The organism is Aureliella helgolandensis (assembly GCF_007752135.1).
GTDB lineage: Bacteria > Planctomycetota > Planctomycetia > Pirellulales > Pirellulaceae > Aureliella > Aureliella helgolandensis.
On sequence record NZ_CP036298.1, the window covers coordinates 111,267 to 128,970 of the forward strand.

Annotated in this window: 18 protein-coding genes; 12 read left to right on the forward strand and 6 right to left on the reverse strand. The window is 57.8% G+C overall.

The features are described from left to right. The first annotated feature begins 157 nt into the window (after positions 1 to 157). From arfB to Q31a_RS00455, 8 genes are all read left to right on the forward strand, one after another. A complete protein-coding gene (gene arfB, locus Q31a_RS00420) occupies positions 158 to 580 on the forward strand; it encodes an alternative ribosome rescue aminoacyl-tRNA hydrolase ArfB (protein WP_145072497.1) in 423 nt (140 codons plus the stop codon). Between the two features lie 73 nt (positions 581 to 653). Further along, on the forward strand, positions 654 to 833 hold the full coding sequence (locus Q31a_RS00425) for a hypothetical protein (RefSeq protein ID WP_145072499.1): 180 nt from the start codon (positions 654 to 656) through the stop codon (positions 831 to 833). Further along, the gene (locus Q31a_RS00430; protein ID WP_145072502.1) at positions 830 to 1,009 is read left to right on the forward strand and encodes a hypothetical protein; all 180 of its coding nucleotides are present in this window, start codon (positions 830 to 832) and stop codon (positions 1,007 to 1,009) included. Before Q31a_RS00425 ends, Q31a_RS00430 begins: the two co-directional genes overlap by 4 nt. After that, positions 1,006 to 1,185, forward strand: coding sequence for a hypothetical protein (locus tag Q31a_RS00435; protein ID WP_145072504.1), 180 nt, complete (start codon positions 1,006 to 1,008; stop codon positions 1,183 to 1,185). Before Q31a_RS00430 ends, Q31a_RS00435 begins: the two co-directional genes overlap by 4 nt. Then, complete coding sequence (locus Q31a_RS00440) at positions 1,182 to 1,361, forward strand: hypothetical protein (RefSeq protein WP_145072506.1); 180 nt, start codon at positions 1,182 to 1,184, stop codon at positions 1,359 to 1,361. The genes Q31a_RS00435 and Q31a_RS00440 overlap by 4 nt, the downstream gene beginning before the upstream one ends. Beyond that, the gene (locus Q31a_RS00445) at positions 1,358 to 1,537 is read left to right on the forward strand and encodes a hypothetical protein (protein WP_145072508.1); all 180 of its coding nucleotides are present in this window, start codon (positions 1,358 to 1,360) and stop codon (positions 1,535 to 1,537) included. Before Q31a_RS00440 ends, Q31a_RS00445 begins: the two co-directional genes overlap by 4 nt. Continuing rightward, a complete protein-coding gene (locus Q31a_RS00450) occupies positions 1,534 to 1,713 on the forward strand; it encodes a hypothetical protein (RefSeq protein ID WP_145072508.1) in 180 nt (59 codons plus the stop codon). Before Q31a_RS00445 ends, Q31a_RS00450 begins: the two co-directional genes overlap by 4 nt. After that, entirely contained in the window at positions 1,710 to 1,937 is a 228-nt protein-coding gene (locus tag Q31a_RS00455; RefSeq protein ID WP_145072510.1) for a hypothetical protein, read from the forward strand. Before Q31a_RS00450 ends, Q31a_RS00455 begins: the two co-directional genes overlap by 4 nt. Here the strand turns inward: Q31a_RS00455 and Q31a_RS00460 are convergent. The 4 genes from Q31a_RS00460 to Q31a_RS00475 all read right to left on the reverse strand — a co-directional run bounded on the left by Q31a_RS00460 (position 1,934) and on the right by Q31a_RS00475 (position 8,137). After that, entirely contained in the window at positions 1,934 to 4,819 is a 2,886-nt protein-coding gene (locus Q31a_RS00460) for a hsp70 family protein (RefSeq protein WP_145072512.1), read from the reverse strand. The genes Q31a_RS00455 and Q31a_RS00460 overlap by 4 nt on opposite strands. Positions 4,820 to 4,877: 58 nt before the next feature. Beyond that, the gene (locus tag Q31a_RS00465) at positions 4,878 to 6,683 is read right to left on the reverse strand and encodes an Hsp70 family protein (protein ID WP_145072514.1); all 1,806 of its coding nucleotides are present in this window, start codon (positions 6,681 to 6,683) and stop codon (positions 4,878 to 4,880) included. A gap of 364 nt (positions 6,684 to 7,047) precedes the next feature. Then, on the reverse strand, positions 7,048 to 7,227 hold the full coding sequence (locus Q31a_RS00470; protein WP_145072516.1) for a hypothetical protein: 180 nt from the start codon (positions 7,225 to 7,227) through the stop codon (positions 7,048 to 7,050). Positions 7,228 to 7,576: 349 nt separating this feature from the next. Then, on the reverse strand, positions 7,577 to 8,137 hold the full coding sequence (locus Q31a_RS00475) for a DUF2760 domain-containing protein (protein ID WP_145072518.1): 561 nt from the start codon (positions 8,135 to 8,137) through the stop codon (positions 7,577 to 7,579). Positions 8,138 to 8,698: 561 nt separating this feature from the next. Between Q31a_RS00475 and Q31a_RS00480 the strand changes: the two genes are divergently transcribed. Beyond that, the gene (locus Q31a_RS00480) at positions 8,699 to 10,063 is read left to right on the forward strand and encodes a PQQ-binding-like beta-propeller repeat protein (protein ID WP_231691008.1); all 1,365 of its coding nucleotides are present in this window, start codon (positions 8,699 to 8,701) and stop codon (positions 10,061 to 10,063) included. Between the two features lie 197 nt (positions 10,064 to 10,260). Here Q31a_RS00480 and Q31a_RS00485 read toward each other — a convergent pair whose 3' ends face one another. After that, positions 10,261 to 12,258 (reverse strand): LamG-like jellyroll fold domain-containing protein, encoded by a 1,998-nt coding sequence (locus Q31a_RS00485; protein ID WP_145072520.1) that lies wholly within the window; start codon positions 12,256 to 12,258, stop codon positions 10,261 to 10,263. Between the two features lie 476 nt (positions 12,259 to 12,734). Between Q31a_RS00485 and Q31a_RS00490 the strand changes: the two genes are divergently transcribed. After that, the gene (locus tag Q31a_RS00490; RefSeq protein ID WP_197355972.1) at positions 12,735 to 13,892 is read left to right on the forward strand and encodes a D-TA family PLP-dependent enzyme; all 1,158 of its coding nucleotides are present in this window, start codon (positions 12,735 to 12,737) and stop codon (positions 13,890 to 13,892) included. 66 nt (positions 13,893 to 13,958) lie between these two features. On the opposite strand, the gene Q31a_RS00495 is transcribed toward Q31a_RS00490, so the two are convergent. After that, positions 13,959 to 14,681: an SDR family oxidoreductase gene (locus tag Q31a_RS00495; protein WP_145072524.1), complete on the reverse strand. Its 723-nt coding sequence runs from the start codon at positions 14,679 to 14,681 to the stop codon at positions 13,959 to 13,961. Positions 14,682 to 14,972: 291 nt separating this feature from the next. Here Q31a_RS00495 and Q31a_RS00500 point away from each other — a divergent pair, with 291 nt between their 5' ends. Beyond that, positions 14,973 to 15,908, forward strand: coding sequence for an ArsR/SmtB family transcription factor (locus Q31a_RS00500; protein WP_145072526.1), 936 nt, complete (start codon positions 14,973 to 14,975; stop codon positions 15,906 to 15,908). Between the two features lie 85 nt (positions 15,909 to 15,993). Continuing rightward, positions 15,994 to 17,523, forward strand: coding sequence for an adenosylhomocysteinase (ahcY, locus tag Q31a_RS00505; protein ID WP_145072528.1), 1,530 nt, complete (start codon positions 15,994 to 15,996; stop codon positions 17,521 to 17,523). The last annotated feature ends 181 nt before the right edge of the window (positions 17,524 to 17,704 follow it).

Consider the following 17,704-nt stretch of genomic DNA (forward strand, 5'->3'; position numbering starts at 1 on the left):
GAGTCGCAACTCCCCGCTGCCCCAGCTGCTCCGAGCGATTTCCCTATTGTGTTGACGGGAAACAGCCTGTCGACGACTAGCGCCGCGAGCCGCTAGCTGACGTGGCCGCCAAATTTAGCAATCCCCCAACTATCCATCCACAACGGAGCCGTTTGACGTGTCTGGTATTCAAGTCTCCGCAAACCTGGAGATTCCGGAAGAACAACTGGAATGGTCGTTCTCCCGGAGTAGCGGTCCTGGGGGGCAGAACGTCAACAAGGTAAATAGCAAAGCGACTCTGCGCTGGAGGCCTCAGCCTGGTGCGCTCGCCCCGGGTGTGTGGAAACGATTTCGGCAGAATGCCAAGCGGTTCATCTCCACCGCGGGGGAGGTCGTGATCCAGTCGCAAGAGTACCGCGATCAACCGCAGAATATTGAAGCTTGCCGTGAAAAGTTGCGCGAACTCCTGCGAGCTTCGTTGACGCCTCCCAAGCGGAGGGTTGCGACCAAGCCAACTCGGGCTTCGAAGCGGCGGCGATTGGATGAAAAGAAACAACGCTCTGACAAAAAGAAGTCGCGTCAGAACAAAGATTTTCATTGAAACTGGGAATTCTTAGCCCCAGTCAACCGCTCGGTGGGATATCCACTCCCGACCAGACCATCACTCCAACGCGATGGCGAGTCATCGCACTCCCTATGGAGTGCTGCGACTCGTCGTAGCTTTCTTGCTCGGCAACCGAGAGATTTGCCAGTGGCGGCGGACGTGGGACGATCTTGAAAAAGCCGCTATTGAACCCAGTCAGCCGCTCGGTGGGATATCCACTCCCGACCAGACCACCAGTCCAACGCGATGACGAGCCATCGCACTCCCTATGGAGTGCTGCGACTCGTCGTAGCTTTCTTGCTCGGCAACCGAGAGATTTGCCAGTGGCGGTGGACGTGGGACGACTTTGGAAAAGCCGCTATTGAACCCAGTCAGCCGCTCGGTGGGATACCCACTCCCGACCAGACCATCACTCCAAAGCGATGACGAGTCATCGCACTCCATATGGAGTGCTGCGACTCGTCGTAGCTTTCTTGCCAGGCAACCGAGAGATTTACCAGTGGCGGCGGACGTGGGACGACCTTGGAAAAGCCGCTATTGAACCCAGTCAGCCGCTCGGTGGGATACCCACTCCCGACCAGACCATCACTCCAAAGCGATGACGAGTCATCGCACTCCCTATGGAGTGCTGCGACTCGTCGTAGCTTTCTTGCCCGGCAACCGAGAGATTTGCCAGTGGCGGCGGACGTGGGACGACTTTGGAAAAGCCGCTATTGAACCCAGTCAGCCGCTCGGTGGGATATCCACTCCCGACCAGACCACCAGTCCAACGCGATGACGAGCCATCGCACTCCCTATGGAGTGCTGCGACTCGTCGTAGCTTTCTTGCCCGGCAACCGAGAGATTTGCCAGTGGCGGCGGACGTGGGACGACCTTGGAAAAGCCGCTATTGAACCCAGTCAGCCGCTCGGTGGGATATCCACTCCCGACCAGACCATCAGTCCAAAGCGATGACGAGTCATCGCACTCCCTATGGAGTGCTGCGACTCGTCGTAGCTTTCTTGCCCGGCAACCGAGAGATTTGCCAGTGGCGGCGGACGTGGGACGACCTTGGAAAAGCCGCTATTGAACCCAGTCAGCCGCTCGGTGGGATATCCACTCCCGACCAGACCATCAGTCCAAAGCGATGACGAGTCATCGCACTCCCTATGGAGTGCTGCGACTCGTCGTAGCTTTCTTGCCCGGCAACCGAGAGATTTGCCAGTGGCGGTGGACGTGGGACGACTTTGGAAAAGTCGCTATTGAACCCAGTCAGCTGCTCGGTGGGATATCCACTCCCGACCAGGCCACCAGTCCAACGCGATGGCGAGTCACTGCACTCCCTATGGACTACTTACTTCAACAAGCCGGCTAGCGAAGCGTTAGTCCTAGTGGGAGAGCTTCGCCCAAGATTTGTGAGGCTTCTTCGCTTTCGAGTTGGCCTCCTTCGCGAACCAGCTTCCGGTAATGCTCCGGAGAGTCACCTGACTCGAGCTGGGCCAGGACGTCGAGGCGCAGGTCGTCATCGATATCTCGGTAGCGATCGCCGACTTTGCGAGCGCACAGCATTAGCGCTAGCGGGTAGCTCGCATTGTCGACCGTGCGTTTCAGGAGTGCGCGGAGCCAGCTCTCCACCCGCTCGGTGTCGACCACGCAGTTGAGCGGTCCATAGGTCGGCAGGCGACTTCCCAATCGGCCTAGCGTCCAGAGCATGGCTGCTTGGCTCGCTTCGTATTTCCTAGCATGCAAGAGTTGGATCAACCAGTCGCCCAGTTGCGACTTGTCGGACTTGGGGAGCAATTCCAGGGAGCCGACCAGCCGCAGCAATTCTGAGAGTTCGGCTGCATTGCCACCACCCCCACCCTTGGCGCGTCGCTGCGGATCCAGCGAGTTTCGCAAGGGAGAGGCCACTTGCTGGAAAACCGTCAACTGCTGACCGGCGGTAAAACCACCGGCGATGCGGCGCCAAAGGATTAGTGATTCGTTGCGCGAGCTGACCGCCGGGAATGCCAGTTTGCCATGTACCGCACGCCACGTCTGAGCCACCCGCCAGTCATCGGCCGCCAGTCCATAACCGGGGCGCAAGCTATACCCGAGTGCATTGAGCCAGCGTGCCTCATGGGCGGCGCTCTGGCGGCGTCCCTCGCTGAATTCCATCAGATCGGCCCACATGCTGCGGAGTAGGCTGGGAGGCCAAGCATCCCGCTTGCGTCCCAAGGTCTGCGTCAAGCTGGGGATCAAACGCGACGGTTTCGCAGTGGCACCCTCCCCGAATAAGCTGGCGATTTCATGATGAGCTCGTTCGGCCAACTCCTCGTCCAGGACACCAAGTTCCGTCGCCGAGCCGTCCCCCGCGGAGTGATCCGTCTGCGTGCTTCCTCGAACGTCGAACTCGAGCTTCCATCGCTGCTCGGAGTCGATGGCATGGCAATACATTTGCAGAGTACCAATTTGACTCAGTTCAACCTCGACATAAACCGGCAGCGTTTCTTGACGTCGTCGTCCTGACAATTCGACCACGGTACGTAACGCGGGCAAGTCCGCGAACTCCTCGTCGGTCAAGGGGACGACGTCTCCCGCACGATCTGCCAGCCGGGTACTGGAGTAGACCATCGGAAATTGGACCGGTTGGCCCACGGTCAAATCCATCGGCATCTCTGTGAGGCGAAAGCGGTCTCCTGGGCTGGCCGAACCGGGCACGACGCAGACTCCCTGACGCGGATGGAGCGATGTTTGGATGTAGTAGGAGCAAGCCAATTTGGCTTCGATCCGCACTCCATTGCCTCGCCGTACATGCCCGAAGTAGGTTGCCCCGACCGCCACGGCCCGATCCATGCGCTCTCCATCGAGCAGGCCGGGGAGCCATCCGTTAGGCAGCCCCTCCGTCTTGGAGAACCAGCTGCCTATGACTTCTACGAGTCGGTTGCGGAGTTGACTGCTGGTCATGACTCCGCCGTTGAACAAGACCCAGTCGGGTCTGGCCGCCGCCAAGTCGCTCAACTGGTTCCGCTCGTCATCGGTCCGCCCGTCGTAGCGATGGCTCCAAAGGAAAGAGGCGAGGTGTTTGGTGATGGCGGCATCGGTCGCAAAGGGCAAGCCAAACTCTTGAAACCCAGCCTGCTGCGCCTGGGGGTGGTCCTGCAGATCGCATTGAGGAAAGAAGCCGTCCAAGACCGTGTGACGCACTTCATCGCGTGTAATTTCTACTTGTTGTCCGCCTCCCACCAGCTTGGAACCGCTGCCTGGTAGGTGGACCGTGTAGGCGTCTTGAACAGACTCGCTCAACAGAGTTTCTTTGGCAACCCGGCAGGCTTGCCGCAAGGCGTCCCAGCTGCGAGGTGGCAGTGTCTTGCCGGCGGTGAGCTTCGACTCCGCAGCTTTGGCCAGCGCTAAATCGATATTGTCACCACCCAAGATCAAGTGCTGGCCAACGGCGACTCGGTGGAGTGACAGTTGGCTACGGTCCTGTGCGTCCAAGGTTTCATTGGTGCTCTCAGCCGCCTTGGTGGAGGCCTCACGCACTCGGATTAGGGTGAAATCGGTCGTACCTCCCCCGATGTCACACACCAAGATAGTTTGCCCAGGCGCTACGGTTTGTTCCCAGGTGCGGCGATGCCGATACAGCCAAGCGTAGAATGCTGCTTGGGGTTCTTCGATCGGCAAGATTCGCTCTAGCCCCGCAGCCGCTGCTGCTTCAATCGTGAGCTGCCGCGCAACTTGGTCAAAGGAGGCGGGCAGCGTCAGCACGATGTCTTGATCGGCCAGTGGGTGGGACTTGAAAGCTTGGTCCCAGGCCCAGCGGATTTGAGCCAAATAGCGTGAACTGGCTTCGACGGGGGAGAGTTTCTCGACGCCTTCATCGTTATGCCAGGGAAGGATCTGCCCCCGACGATCGACCCCGGCATGGCACAGCCAGCTCTTGGCCGAGGAGACTTGGCGTCCAGGTAATTGGAGGCCACGGTCGCGGGCCAGACTTCCCACCACATGGGTGTCGAAGGCATCCGCCTCGCCCGCCCCTTGCAGGGCCTCGATTTCACTTGCGAGAGGTTGGTAGAGAAACGAGGGGAGCAGCTCACGGGCTTCGACCGTCCCAAAATCGACCCATTGCTGGACCGGAAAGTACTGGATTGCAGCGGTCTCCTTGGTGGCGTCGAGATAGGCCACTGCACAGTTGGTTGTGCCCAGATCTATACCGACGATATAGCGACTGAGCTCTTCTTCAAAACCATCCAATTCGACTTGGTCCGTCACTTGCATCCACCTGTTCGTATCGCGCGGTTCACTAGCGTGTCTGACCGTGCTTGCTCGCCGTTGCTTAGTTTACCTGCGCTTCCGCACCATCTTGATCTTCACGGATGCTGAATTCCAGCTTCCAGCTCTGCTCGTCTTGAGCACTCTTGCACCACAGTTCGAAGACGCCCAGTTCTGAGATGCGGCTATGGAAACGAACCGGGATGAAGCCACCCTCAGGTGCTTCGTCTACGTCGAGGGTGAGTTCCATGGGGGAGGTCTCGACCAACTCCTCTTCATCCCATTGGCGTAGCGTGGTGCCGACCGCATCCTCTTTTCGATTGGCCGCGGCAAAAAAGCGAAACTTGGCCTCGCGTCCGACCACCAAACCGACCTCGCGGCCGGGGACATCCTGCTCGGTTCCCTCCTCCATTCCAAAGGGGACCACGCACACCGCTTGCAATGGACGCGGCATGCCCGGAATCGCCAGTCCCGCTGTTTCGATTCCGACATAGTAACTTCGGATGGTGCCACCCCGAATTCGAACGCCGCCGCTCTCTTTCGTCCAGCCGTAGTATGCTGCACCTCGCGCCACAGCGTGGTCGAGATCCTCCGGTCCTCCGAGGTTCGTGACCGAGCTGGCTTCTGGCCGCAATGCTTCGACCGCTTCCTTCAGTCGGCCTCGCAGGGCAACGCCGCGAAAGACGCCACCGTTGAGCAGTAGGTGAAAACCACCTGTCGAATCGGTCGCGTTGTTGGCAAGGAACTCCGAAATGTGCCGAGTGATGCCGGAGTCGGATTCGAACGGCAACCCCAGCTCTTGAAACCCGGAATGGGGCTCACGGACAGGCCTCGAATCGGAGGCTACCAGTGGGAAGAAGCCTTCCACCAGCAACTGCTGAACCTCTTGGCGATTGAGTTCAATACTCACCGTGCCGCCGACCAGCTTCGAACCGCGGCCGAGGACGGAGACGGTCTCTGTTTCCCTGCCATCCAACGTCAACAATGATTCCTTGGCGCGTCGGCAAGCGTGCCACAGCGAGACCGCTTGCCAAGCATTGAGCTTCGTACCCTTCTCTGCAAACTTGGCTGCAGCAAAGTGGGCTAAGGCCAAATCCATGTTGTCGCCACCGACCAGTAGGTGATTGCCCACTGCCAGCCGGCGCAACGTCAATTCGCCTCCCTCTTGTTCCACACGCACCAAGGTTAGGTCGGTCGTGCCACCGCCGACGTCGCAGACGAGCAGGCTGTCCCCTTCGGAAACCGCCTTCCGCCACCCGTCGCCCGTCTTCTCGAGCCAGTGGTAGACGGCTGCTTGGGGCTCTTCCAGTAGAATGAAGTCGTCGGGCAAGCCGGCCGCCAATGCAGCTTCCCGCGTTAGCTCCCGGGCTGACATGTCAAACGAGGCGGGGACCGTTAGGGTGACCAATTGTTCTCGCAGCGGCTCGCCGGGAAAGGCTGCTTGCCAAGCGTCGACCAAACGCTCGAGCAGGATTCGAATCGCAGCTACCGGTGAGTACTTTGTGACTTCCTGAGGACTCTCCCACGGGAGAATGGCCGCATGGCGATCGACGCCACTATGGCACAGCCAGCTCTTGGCCGCCGCAATGGTCCGCTCGGGTTGATCGGCAGACATGTTGCGCGCGTAGACTCCGCTGACCACCGGGTAGGTCGGGGCGTCTGGCAGGTTGAAAACTCCAGATTCAAGCTCTTGATCTCTGGGGACGTATAGGAAGCTCGGCAGACTCTCGAGAGATTCCGTTTGACTGGGAGCCGAAATCTGCTGGACCTTGAGTACCTTGATCTCGGGTTGCTCTGCCTCAAGACTCGCATAGGCCACGACACAATTCGTAGTCCCAAGATCGATTCCGATCGAATATCTTCTGTTCATAGTATTAATGTGGGGATTTCATCGGTTCGATGGATGGAAGGGGACGCCGCATGCTGGGTGCCTCACTCGCAACTCGCTGCATGTGGATCGCGTCACTCGCGTCCCGCTGTACTTTGGATGCGTCAATCGTAACCCGCCGCGTGACGGGCTGTTGATTTAATCGCAATTTGAATTTTAATGCGGAGGTGGCATCCTTAATTGGCTTGTAGCGGAGGTTATCTTTCCTTGCTCACGCGGCGGGTTACTATTTCAACAGCCCGTTACGCGGCGGGTTATTATTTCAACAGCCCGGTGAGCAAGGACGGATGTTGTTGCTGCAAGGCAGTTAGGAGCCCTGCCTCCGTGCTAAAACTAAAAAACATTCTTAAATCTGCAGTTGCGTGAGGTAGGCGGTACTCGCAACCCGCCGCATGTGGTGTGTGCCACTTGCGTCCCGCTGTACTTTGGATGCGTCAATCGTAACCCGCCGCGTGAGCAAGGACGGATGTTGTTGCTGCAGGGCAGTTAGGAGCCCTGCCTCCGTGCTAAAACTAAAAAAAAGCATTCTTAAATCTGCAAGCTGCGTAAGCCTGACTCGCAGTGCAACGGATTGTTGAATTCGCTGCATTCTCCAACCCAACGCTTAGATCGCACCCCGAATCGAGTTGCCTCAGCAACCAACCCGGCCTGGCCCATCGGGCTGTTGATTCAATCGCAATTTGAATTTTGGCGCGGAGGTAGCATGCTTAATTGTCCTGTAGCGGTCACCACCTGTCCTTACTCACATAGCGGGTTGCAATATCAACATGCCGGTAAGCGAGGCAGAGGAGCCTGCTGTTGGCATCGTACGTCGTTTGTTCCACTAAAGTTCATCTGTGTGCGATTGTTGGAGGGAGCCTGTGCTTACCGCGGGCTCATGCGTCGACTTCGACTGGAGCGAGCACCCAGGCATCGTCTCGCTTACCATTCCATTTCGGCACCTCACAACGGCTCGCCTTCCAGCCCCGGTGGGTGACTTCTCCGTGCGTCGCATCTGTGTTTCCGGTGACCCTAAGGCGATTCGGGGAGGCCTGTGCATCTACGCTCAGCTTCTCGCCCTCCTCGACCTCTGACAGCGGTTCGATATTGAATAAGCGATCGAGTGTTTTGCGGCAATCTCGCAGGACTTCGCGGGCGGCCGCGCCCACCTGCGCATCCTCAAATCCATCGAGTGATTCGTGCACTAAGTCGAGCAAGCGGGCTTCGCGCTGCAGCGTGCTGAGCAGCGTCAAGGCTTCGCTTCGCGCAGGGGCTGGGGGTGTCTGGGCCCGTGGAGCAGACGCCGCCTGCGATTGGGGTTTGCCGGTTTTCTCGTCCTGAGCCGATGCGGTTGCCTCAATCCGCAAACTACCGTCGAGAGCTTGTTGGACGCGGTGGGAGACCTCGCGATCAAATAAAGTGGCAAAGAACGCCTTAAAAGCAACACCTATAGCCATCTACCCAGCCTTGACGTGTAATGGGTTTCAATTCAGTGGGAATCTTGCCGAAGCAGTTTTCCTTTATTCTAAACCGCCAACTGGAAAGCGTTAGGCCCAAGGAGCTCGATCGATCAAACGGCCCTGGAATCGCAGTCCAACCCTGGCAAGGGTACTCAAACCAACGCCCATTGCAACTTGGTGAGCTTCAAGGGTTTTCCATTGGGGGGGGCAGGCGCTGCAATTGCAGCAGTTGCCTGAGGACGATTGGGCTGCTCTCAGGACGCCAGCACTGAGCTGCAGGCCGTTCGACGCGCGGCGGCCGGTCGTTGCTTGAACGCCGCGAATTTAGTGGCCACTCTGACTCTGGTCTTTAGTCGTCGTTTGGTTAAGAATGGGCGCTGCTGGGTCGCTACGCGATCCAACATGCCTTGAGTTTGCTATTCTTGTTAGGTGCTGGATTGATTTTTTTGGGGGAACCTGGCAGCCGCCAGCGGGAATTGTCCGCGTAGCGGTTGCTTGATGCGCCAGCCTGTGGGCCGCTTGGCAACAGCCCGCGTTTTCTGATCCCTATTTTTAACTTTGCTGGAGACCTTCCAAGTGTTGCGGATTTTCATGGGGCACTGTCGGCCCATCGCTCTTATCGCCTCTTGCTCCCTGCTTTCCGGTCTTTCGAACCTGGCGTTGGCGGACGATTGGCCGCAGTGGATGGGACCGCACCGCGATGGGGTGTATCGCGAGGCGGGGATCGTGGCTGAGATTCCTGACGCAGGTTTGCCCGTCAAATGGAGGATGCCCATCGCTGCGGGGTACTCCGGCCCAGCTGTCGCCGATGGACGCGTTTTTGTTACCGACTATGTCAAGGAGTCGGGGACGAGTACTAACAACTCGGGAGGTCGCGATCTCCTGACCGGGCAAGAGCGGATCTTGTGCTTCGATGCGCAAACAGGCAAGGAGCTGTGGAAGCACGAATATTCGCGTCCCTACAACCTCTCCTACGCCGCTGGCCCTCGCGCAACGCCGACCGTCGACGGCGAACGGGTCTATATGCTCGGCGCTGAAGGAGATCTAACCTGTTTGAAGTCGGAGTCTGGCGAGGTTGTTTGGCACAGACAGCTAGCGGAAGAGTTTAAGACGGAGTCTCCTATTTGGGGGCACGCCGCTCATCCACTCGTTCACGGTGATCACCTCTATTGTCTAGCGGGTGGCGCTGGGAGTGTCGTTGTTGCCCTAGATAAGAAAAGTGGAGCGGTGCAATGGCAAGCCTTGTCCGCTGCCGAAATTGGCTATTGTCCTCCCACGGTCCAAACGCTGGGGGGACGAGAGCAATTGGTCATCTGGCATGCCGAATCGATCAACGGACTCGATCTCAAGACGGGCGAAGTCTGGTGGACCTACGACCTTAAGCCTCGCTATGGCATGTCGATCGCCGCGCCCCAATTTAGCGGAAATACGATGTTCGCCAGCGGCATTGGTGAGATTTCTGCGGTCGTGGAATTTGATGCCACCGGTAAGCCGGCAGAGACGTTGTGGACTGGCCGGCCGAAGATCGGTGTCTATTCGGGTAACGCTACTGCATTGATTGACGGAACCAATGTCTATGGAGCAGACTGCGGGTCGGGAGAGTACATTGCCGTCGATCTACTGACCGGCAAGCGCCACTGGGAAACCTTTGCCCTGACGACTGGCGGCGAACGTCGGGCCTCCCATGGAACGGCCTTTACGGTCAAGCACGAAGACCGCTTTCTGCTGTTCACCGAAACGGGGGACCTGGTGATCGTCAAAATGTCGCCAGCTGGCTTCGATGAGCAAGGGCGGATGCACGTCCTCGATCCCACCAATGAGTGCTTTGGTCGCGAAGTCGTGTGGAGCCATCCCGCCTTTGCTGTCCGCAGCATGTTTGCGCGCAACGACAAGGAGCTTGTCTGCATCGACTTGGCGGAATAGTTGAGCGAGTTGCCAAGCGGCGGGAGATGTTTTCAATCGCCCGCTTGCGGAAGAGACGCGACTAGAGCGAGCGCGGGGATGACCATGCGAGTCTCCCCTGTCGCTCAATAGTTCGCCTGCTTTTCGAATCGCCAGGCCTGCGTATTTGCCATCAGTTTAAAGAATTCAAGAACTGTATGGCACTGCAAGGCCGGGCCCTATCGGTCAACTGGCACAAGCTTGGAAGTTCGGCCCAAGGTGGCTTCAGCTGCAGAATTGCTGTGATCCAAGGTGAAGGGGCCCAGTTGCTTGTCGAGATGCATGAGCAAGACGGTGTCCTCGGAAGGTGTCACTACCGTTTCAGGCGTGAAGTCTCCCGAGTAAAGAGCCGCTTTGGACAGTCGGACTTCATCGATTTTGCCTTGGAATGCGCGGGTCGGTGTGCCGCTTTGATTGGGATCGGCACCGATGAATAGTGGTAGGTCGTTGAACCGACGCTTACCCTCGGCTGCGACATTCGCCACTTCCTTGCCGTTGATAAACAGCTTGAGGGACGAACCGTCGAATTGGCCAGCAACGTGCGTCCACTGGTCGAGGCTCAGGACATCTTTAGCTTTGGCGCTCACGTAGCGACCGCCAACGTGCAGGTCGAACTGAGGCACTCCTTCATCGCAGAAGATCGCGTATTCGGAAGACTGGGTCTTGGCGATCAATCCGCTGAAGCCGGCCAGCTGAGTTGGTTGTACCCAAGCCTCCAGCGTCATTGGGCCATCTTCCATTTTGATATCGTCGGAAGCGATGCGAACCGCCCCCTGCTCATTCTCAACTAGCAAGCAATGGGGTGTGCTGTTCGCAAAATAATCGGCGGGAACTTCACCCAACTGCAATTCAATGGGAGCGATGACGGCAGGCAAGCGAACTCGCGCGGTTTGGCTGATGTACTCGAGTTCCATGCGGACCGCTGGAATGGCGAAATGCTCTGTATTGCCCGCTTGGCGATGCAGGCTGAACGTGACTTCACGCGTCTCCTTGGGGGCCAAGGTGAAGTGTTCATGGTCGAGCGTGGACATCCAGTAGGTGGACTTGTTGCCGGTATCAAACATCAACGTTACATCCGCCTCACGTGGGCAGGGATTGGTAAGCGTGTAGGTCACTTCGCCAGTCGACGATCCGTCGGCTTGCAGGACGGTGGCGTCGCTCTTGGCGATCGGGCGAATGGACCGCGCCTGCGCCACTTCTGCTAGAAACTCTGGCGTAAAGTCGCGTGGGTCGATGACCGCTCCGATGGGCAATGCCGAGACGCTGATGCGATCTTGGCGAACGGTGACCATGTTTAAGTGGTGCAAATAACCTGCGTCGGGAATGTCGCCGGAAAGATTGCCGCCGGTAGTGGCCAGCGTGTAGTATTCGATGCCGTCGGTGGGACCGTCGTAGCGCATGTGGTGGATGTGCCCCGCGAAAACGGCCGAGACATTGCCAGCTGCGACCAATTTTTGATGCACGAGGTTCCAATTGCTACCCGTGTAGCCGCCGCCGATCCAGCGTGGGTGGTGTAGGAATACAAACACGTGGTCTTGGCCACTGAGCTCTTTCAGTGCTTTGTCGAGGAATTCGAGCTGTGCATCGCTCATCATTTGCAGCGCGGCCTCGCTGAATCCCTTGCGGTTGGTGGCTGCATCTCCTTCGTCAGAGAAGAGTACGATAAAGCCTGCATTTTTGTGGCTGAAGGAGTACCACAGCGGGCCGAAATGCTTTTCGTAATTCGCTTCGTGCTGTCCCGCCGGGGCTGCACCCTGGCCCCGCCAGTAGACGTCGTGATTTCCCGCCACGGGGAACCAACGCATCTTGAGTCGATTCATGATTTCCTGATATTCCGCCATTTGCTCCAGCCACTCCGGCTCTTGGTTGTAGCCTTGGATGAGATCTCCCACCGTCATCACCAAGTCCGGGTCGAGCAGATTGCTGTCTTCGACCGCCTGTTCCAGGACTTTGAGACCGGCAGGGACTCCACCAGTGCGGTCACCGTAAACGATGAAGTGGAATACATCCTCGGCTTTAAGCGGTGGAATTACCTGGGCGTCCGTCCGAGTCGTCATGACCGTGGATGCATGAGCATGGGAATGCTCGCCGTCAGCCCCCTCATGGGCTAGGGCCAAGCATGGTAAAAGGAAGGCGGTCAAGCCTCCGAGGAACGCGCGCGAGAGAATGGAGGGCATGGGGGCTCTTTTCGCTGAGAGTTTAGGCGGGTTGCAAGTGTCGACTCCATCACCTTAGCCGGTTCGCTTCGCCGCTCAAGGGTAGACTGTGTTCAAATACCGTTAAACTGTCTCTAGGTCTCCCGCGCGCCTCTCCGGCCGATTGCGATTGGTCGGAAGAGAATCTGCCGCGCGAGTGAGGCAGGAGAGTTGCCACGCGCTGGCCGGATTGCCCCAGCAGTCGTGTTCCCGTTTTTCGTGCCCTGTAATTTCGTGGCTGGATTTTCTCGACCGAGCTGGCGGTCGCCATTGGCATTCCGGGGGATTCAATTTCATTCGGCCGATGGCTAGCGCCAACGGCTCACGAAATCGATAGACTGTCACGCGTCGGATTGCGATGCATGCGTTTGACTTCACCGATGCGAACAAGGTGACAAGCCCGCAAGCCACGATCCTCACCAATATTTTCACTGCGATTTTATTTTTTGATGAACCCTATGAACGCCACATCTGATTCCAGCCAACTCGCTACCTACCAGCTGAAAGATCCCCAGAAACTTACCACGCCATGTTTGCTGGTGTACCCTGAATTGATTGCGAGTAATCTACAAGAAATGCTGCGTTTGGCTGGTGGTGCTCAGCGATTGCGACCCCATGTGAAAACGCACAAAACATCGCAGATTATACGCATGGAATTGGAGGCGGGGATTACCAAGCATAAGTGTGCTACGCTCGGTGAAGCACTCATGTTGGCACGCGCGGGGGCAGCCGATGTGCTCATCGCCTATCCTCAAGTTGGCCCATCGATGGGATTGCTGGTCGACTTGTTGCAGCGTTTTCCTGAGACCCGTTTCAGTGTGACCGTCGATGATTTGAGCAACGCGCAGCAGTTGGAACAATGCTTTTCGGATCGCAAGGCTCAGATTGACGTCATGCTCGACATGGACTCCGGCATGCATCGTACCGGTATCGCACCGGGGCCCTTGGCTGTGGAACTGTACGCCTTCCTCAGCCAATCCGAGTCACTTCATGCAGCGGGCTTGCATGTCTACGATGGCCAAAATCATCAGCCAAGTCGTATTGAACGCGAAGCGGCGGTAGCGGCACTCATGCAGCCTGTGCTCCGCTTTGTACGCGAGTTGCTCGCTGCAGGGTATTCCGTCCCAGCACTCGTGTGCGGTGGGACTCCGACTTTCCCAGTCTTTGCGAATTTTAAGTGTGAAGATCTACCGCTTTCCATTGAGCTCTCGCCTGGAACTTGCGTGCTCTCCGACTTTAACTACGGGCGAGACTACCAGGATATGAGTGGCATTCAGAATGCTGCGGTACTCATGACGCGGGTGATTTCCAAGCCAGAGGCCGGTCGCGTCACGGTGGACCTGGGGCACAAGGCGGTCTCCCCGGATCAACCGGCCGGTCACCGCTGCCACTTCCTGTGGCCTGCCGATGTTAAGGAAGTGGGGCATAGCGAGGAGCACTTGGTGCTTGAGACCTCGCAGGCGGAGCAATTGTCCGTGGGCGACGTTCTCTACGCACTGCCCGCTCACATCTGTCCCACGGTTGCCCTGCACAGTCACCTGCAAGTCGTCCGCCAGGGAGACGTCTGCGACTCGTGGCCGGTCGATGCTCGAGATCGTGTCTACTCTGGGTTTTAGAGTTCACGGGGGCAGTGCGTTTTTCGTGAGTACTTGGGGGGAAGTGCGGGGAGGGCAGCTCCAACCCTAGTACCAGCCTTGCGTCAGGGGTTTCACGACAAGTTCAGGGACATGGACCGAATCGGGTAAAGCAATCAATCCCACTACCAACTCGGCCACATGTTCCGGCTGCAGGATACGCGCCTTGTGCTCCTCGGAGACAGGTGCAGGCCTCTGTTCAAGAAGCGGTGTATTCACTTCCCCCGGATAGATATTGGTGACGCGTACGCCATCCTCGGCCACTTCGTTGGCAACGCAGGTTCCCAGGGCGGTCATCGCAAACTTGCTGGCCGAGTACGCGATGCCTCCGAGCGCGATCGCACGCTTGCCGGCGATTGAGGAGATGTTGATGATGAACCCATCTTTGCGTGCTCGCATGGCGGGCAGGACTGCATGCAGGCAGTTGTAAGCGCCGGTGGCGTTGATCGCAAAAATCTGATCCCACTGCTCGGGGAGCATGTCGGCCATGCTGCGATTTTTGATGTTGATGCCGGCCGCGTTGATCATGACGTCGATTTGTCCGAGCTGCTCGGTTGCCCAGGCAAAGAACTCATGGGTGTCCTCGCGAGAGGCGACATCGATAGTCCGGGTGAGAATACTCGTCCCGCTGGCCGTCTCCTGGAGCGCCGCGATGCGCCGGCCGCCGACCACGACTTTCGCGCCAGCGGCGTCCAACTGGCGAGCCACGGCTTGCCCCATACCCGTTCCACCACCCACAATTACTACGCGTTTTCCTGCAATCTCGGCCATCGGTCGACTCTTTTCTTTAGATGTATTACGCCTCAGACGGAGAGGGGCCTCAGTCTGGAATGAGGAACAGCATACGAAGAATCGACTCTGCGCGTAGGGTCTCGAGCGGCTAGATCGCCCGAGCAGAAGTGTCCCCCTTGGGAGCGCTCCGCAGCGCGAGGGTTCGGAAGCTTTGGGGGACCAGGGGGCTGTGGCGGGGCAGAATGCCTTGACTTTTGGAGGGGAATTCTAAATAATTGACCATCCGGATGGACGGATGGATGTGGCTTGTCACGATTGGTTGGGTAAACGTTGTTGAAGAATGCTTCGCTAGACTGGCTACAAACCCTTGCCGATGGGACGCGAGTTCGCCTGCTGCGCCTGCTGGAACGGGAGGAATTGGCGGTTTCGGAGCTGTGTAGCGTGCTGCAGTTGCCCCAGAGTACGGTTAGCCGGCACTTGAAGGTCCTGGCGGCCGGGGAATGGATTGCCAATCGACGCGACGGCACGAATCAGCTCTACCGGATATCGTTGGAAAGCTGGGAAACGCCTCAAAGTGAGCTGTGGCAGTGGGTGCGTGCCCAAGCGGATACTCCCACGACCTCGCTGGATGAGCAGCGTTTGCAGACGGTGTTGTCGCAGCGGAGTCAGGGCGAAGTCTTTTTCCAATCGGCGGCCCAGCAGTGGGATCATTTGCGAACCGAGTTATTCGGCCAGCACCTGGACACCTTTGTACTAGCTGCCTCCCTGCCTCATGAGGGGGTGGTCGGAGAGCTAGGATGTGGTTCGGCTCCCCTGAGTCAGTTGGTATCCCCGTATGTTCAGCAGGTCATCGCCATCGATAGTTCGACGGCCATGCTTTCCGCCGCGCGGAAGCGATTGCGCGAGCTTGGCAATGTGCGGTTAGTCAACAATCAACTCACGGAGCTGTCGTTGGCTGACGACACGTTGGACGTCGCTTGGCTGGTGGTCGTGCTCCCCTACTTGAGCGATCCGGTTTTGGTGCTGACCGAAGCGGCCCGAGTGCTGAAGCCTCGGGCGAGTCTCGTCATTGTCGACCTGCTGCCGCACGACCGTTCGAGCTACCGGCAGGAGCTGGGGCATTTGCGACTCGGCGTCCAGCGCACCGAACTCGAGGGCTGGCTAGAGCAAGCTGGCTTACAACTGAGAGCCTATCATCGGCTTCCACCCGATCCAAAATCCAAGGGACCTGCTCTGTTCGCCGCCACGGCGGCGAGATGTCCCTGAGGCGCGCCTCGATACGAGCGTCACCACACAACGATCTTTTGATTTAGAAACCAAACCTTTTTTTGCAATTGAAACTGGAGACTTAATGAGTACTGCTACTAGTCCGACCGCCGCTTCGACCGATCGTCTACCTTTTAAGGTTCGAGCGTACGACCTGCTCGCTGCGGGCAAGCGAGAGGAGGCACAGTCCCTGCTCGATTTGGGGCGTAAGGAACTCACCCTAGCTGAAGACGAGATGCCAGGCTTGATGGCACTGCGCGAGCGTCATGGTGCCAAGAAGCCCTTGGCTGGGGTTAAGGTCATGGGGTCGTTGCACATGACTGTGCAGACCGCAGTCCTGATTGAAACGCTGACCGCCTTGGGCGCAGACGTTCGCTGGGTCAGCTGCAATATTTTCTCGACTCAAGATAGTGCTGCGGTTGCGGTAGCTGTAGGCCCTAACGGCACCTTGGATGACCCTCAAGGCATCCCCGTCTTTGCTTGGAAGGGCGAGACCCTTCCTGAGTATTGGTGGTGCACGAATGAAGCACTGGTATGGCCTGACGGAAGTGGCCCAGACCAAATTGTCGATGACGGTGGCGATGCCACCATGTTGATTCACAAGGGAGTTGAGTATGAAGCGGCCGGTGCAGTACCAGCCTTCGATGCTGAGAATGAGCCTGAAGAGTGGGGAGTGATCCTCGAACTTCTGCGTGACGAGCTGGTTAAGAATCCTGGCAAATGGACCGCGATGGCCAAGGCAATCCGTGGCGTGAGCGAAGAGACCACTACCGGAGTCGCTCGTCTATACGAAATGGAGAAAGCCAACAAGTTGCTCTTCCCTGCCATCAACGTCAACGACTGCGTCACCAAGGCCAAGTTCGATAACGTCTATGGCTGTCGCCACTCGCTCATCGATGGCATCAATCGTGCCAGCGACGTGATGATGGGTGGTAAAGTTGCGGTCGTTTGTGGATTCGGTGACGTCGGCAAGGGCTGTTGTCAATCGCTGCGGGGCCAAGGCTGCCGAGTGATCGTGACTGAGATCGATCCGATCTGTGCACTGCAAGCCGCCATGGAAGGCTATGAAGTCAAGACGTTGGAAGACGTGGTTGGCTCCGCGGACATCTTTGTGACCACTACTGGAAACAAAGACATCATCAACGCTCAGCACATGCAACAAATGAAGAATGGTGCGATTGTTGGAAATATCGGTCACTTCGACAATGAAATTGACATCGCCGGCCTGCAAAAATTGCAAAAGTCGGGTGAAGTAGAACGCACCAACATCAAGCCACAATTCGACAAATTCACCTTCAAGAGCACCGGTCACAGCATTCTGATGCTGGCCGAAGGCCGCTTGCTGAACCTCGGCTGTGCGACTGGCCACCCAAGCTTCGTGATGAGCGCTAGCTTCACGAATCAAACCTTGGCGCAGCTCGAACTGTGGGAAAAGAAGGACACGGGAGAGTATGGCAACCGGGTCTACGTCTTGCCAAAGCACCTGGACGAAGAAGTCGCCCGTTTGCACCTCAACAAGCTCGGGGTAAAGCTCACCACGCTGACACAGTCGCAAGCCGACTACATCGGTGTGCCGGTTGAGGGTCCTTACAAGTCCGAGCACTACCGCTACTAGGTCTCCCTCAATACCCACAGCTGAACCTCTTCCAGATTTCCGCGCAGTTGGCGTCAAGTCCCTCTGAGGGGCATCGCATCTCGCAAAGACGCAGCCGCGTGCTGGAAACTTAGCATCCGCAGCGCCTCCCGTTCTGATTAGAACTGGGAGGCGTTTTTCGTTCACACGCAGCGGTTTCATT

Excerpts from the sequence above, each read along its gene's own strand:
- ahcY (WP_145072528.1), top strand. The coding sequence starts at position 15,994 with ATGAGTACTGCTACTAGTCCGACCGCCGCTTCGACCGATCGTCTACCT.
- Q31a_RS00490 (WP_197355972.1), top strand. The coding sequence starts at position 12,735 with ATGAACGCCACATCTGATTCCAGCCAACTCGCTACCTACCAGCTGAAA.
- Q31a_RS00485 (WP_145072520.1), bottom strand. The coding sequence starts at position 12,258 with ATGCCCTCCATTCTCTCGCGCGCGTTCCTCGGAGGCTTGACCGCCTTC.
- Q31a_RS00460 (WP_145072512.1), bottom strand. The coding sequence starts at position 4,819 with ATGCAAGTGACGGACCAAGTCGAATTGGATGGTTTTGAAGAAGAGCTC.
- Q31a_RS00495 (WP_145072524.1), bottom strand. The coding sequence starts at position 14,681 with ATGGCCGAGATTGCAGGAAAACGCGTAGTAATTGTGGGTGGTGGAACG.
- Q31a_RS00435 (WP_145072504.1), top strand. The coding sequence starts at position 1,006 with ATGACGAGTCATCGCACTCCATATGGAGTGCTGCGACTCGTCGTAGCT.
- Q31a_RS00450 (WP_145072508.1), top strand. The coding sequence starts at position 1,534 with ATGACGAGTCATCGCACTCCCTATGGAGTGCTGCGACTCGTCGTAGCT.
- Q31a_RS00475 (WP_145072518.1), bottom strand. The coding sequence starts at position 8,137 with ATGGCTATAGGTGTTGCTTTTAAGGCGTTCTTTGCCACTTTATTTGAT.
- Q31a_RS00425 (WP_145072499.1), top strand. The coding sequence starts at position 654 with ATGGCGAGTCATCGCACTCCCTATGGAGTGCTGCGACTCGTCGTAGCT.
- Q31a_RS00430 (WP_145072502.1), top strand. The coding sequence starts at position 830 with ATGACGAGCCATCGCACTCCCTATGGAGTGCTGCGACTCGTCGTAGCT.
- Q31a_RS00445 (WP_145072508.1), top strand. The coding sequence starts at position 1,358 with ATGACGAGCCATCGCACTCCCTATGGAGTGCTGCGACTCGTCGTAGCT.
- Q31a_RS00455 (WP_145072510.1), top strand. The coding sequence starts at position 1,710 with ATGACGAGTCATCGCACTCCCTATGGAGTGCTGCGACTCGTCGTAGCT.
- Q31a_RS00465 (WP_145072514.1), bottom strand. The coding sequence starts at position 6,683 with ATGAACAGAAGATATTCGATCGGAATCGATCTTGGGACTACGAATTGT.
- Q31a_RS00440 (WP_145072506.1), top strand. The coding sequence starts at position 1,182 with ATGACGAGTCATCGCACTCCCTATGGAGTGCTGCGACTCGTCGTAGCT.
- Q31a_RS00470 (WP_145072516.1), bottom strand. The coding sequence starts at position 7,227 with ATGCTTTTTTTTAGTTTTAGCACGGAGGCAGGGCTCCTAACTGCCCTG.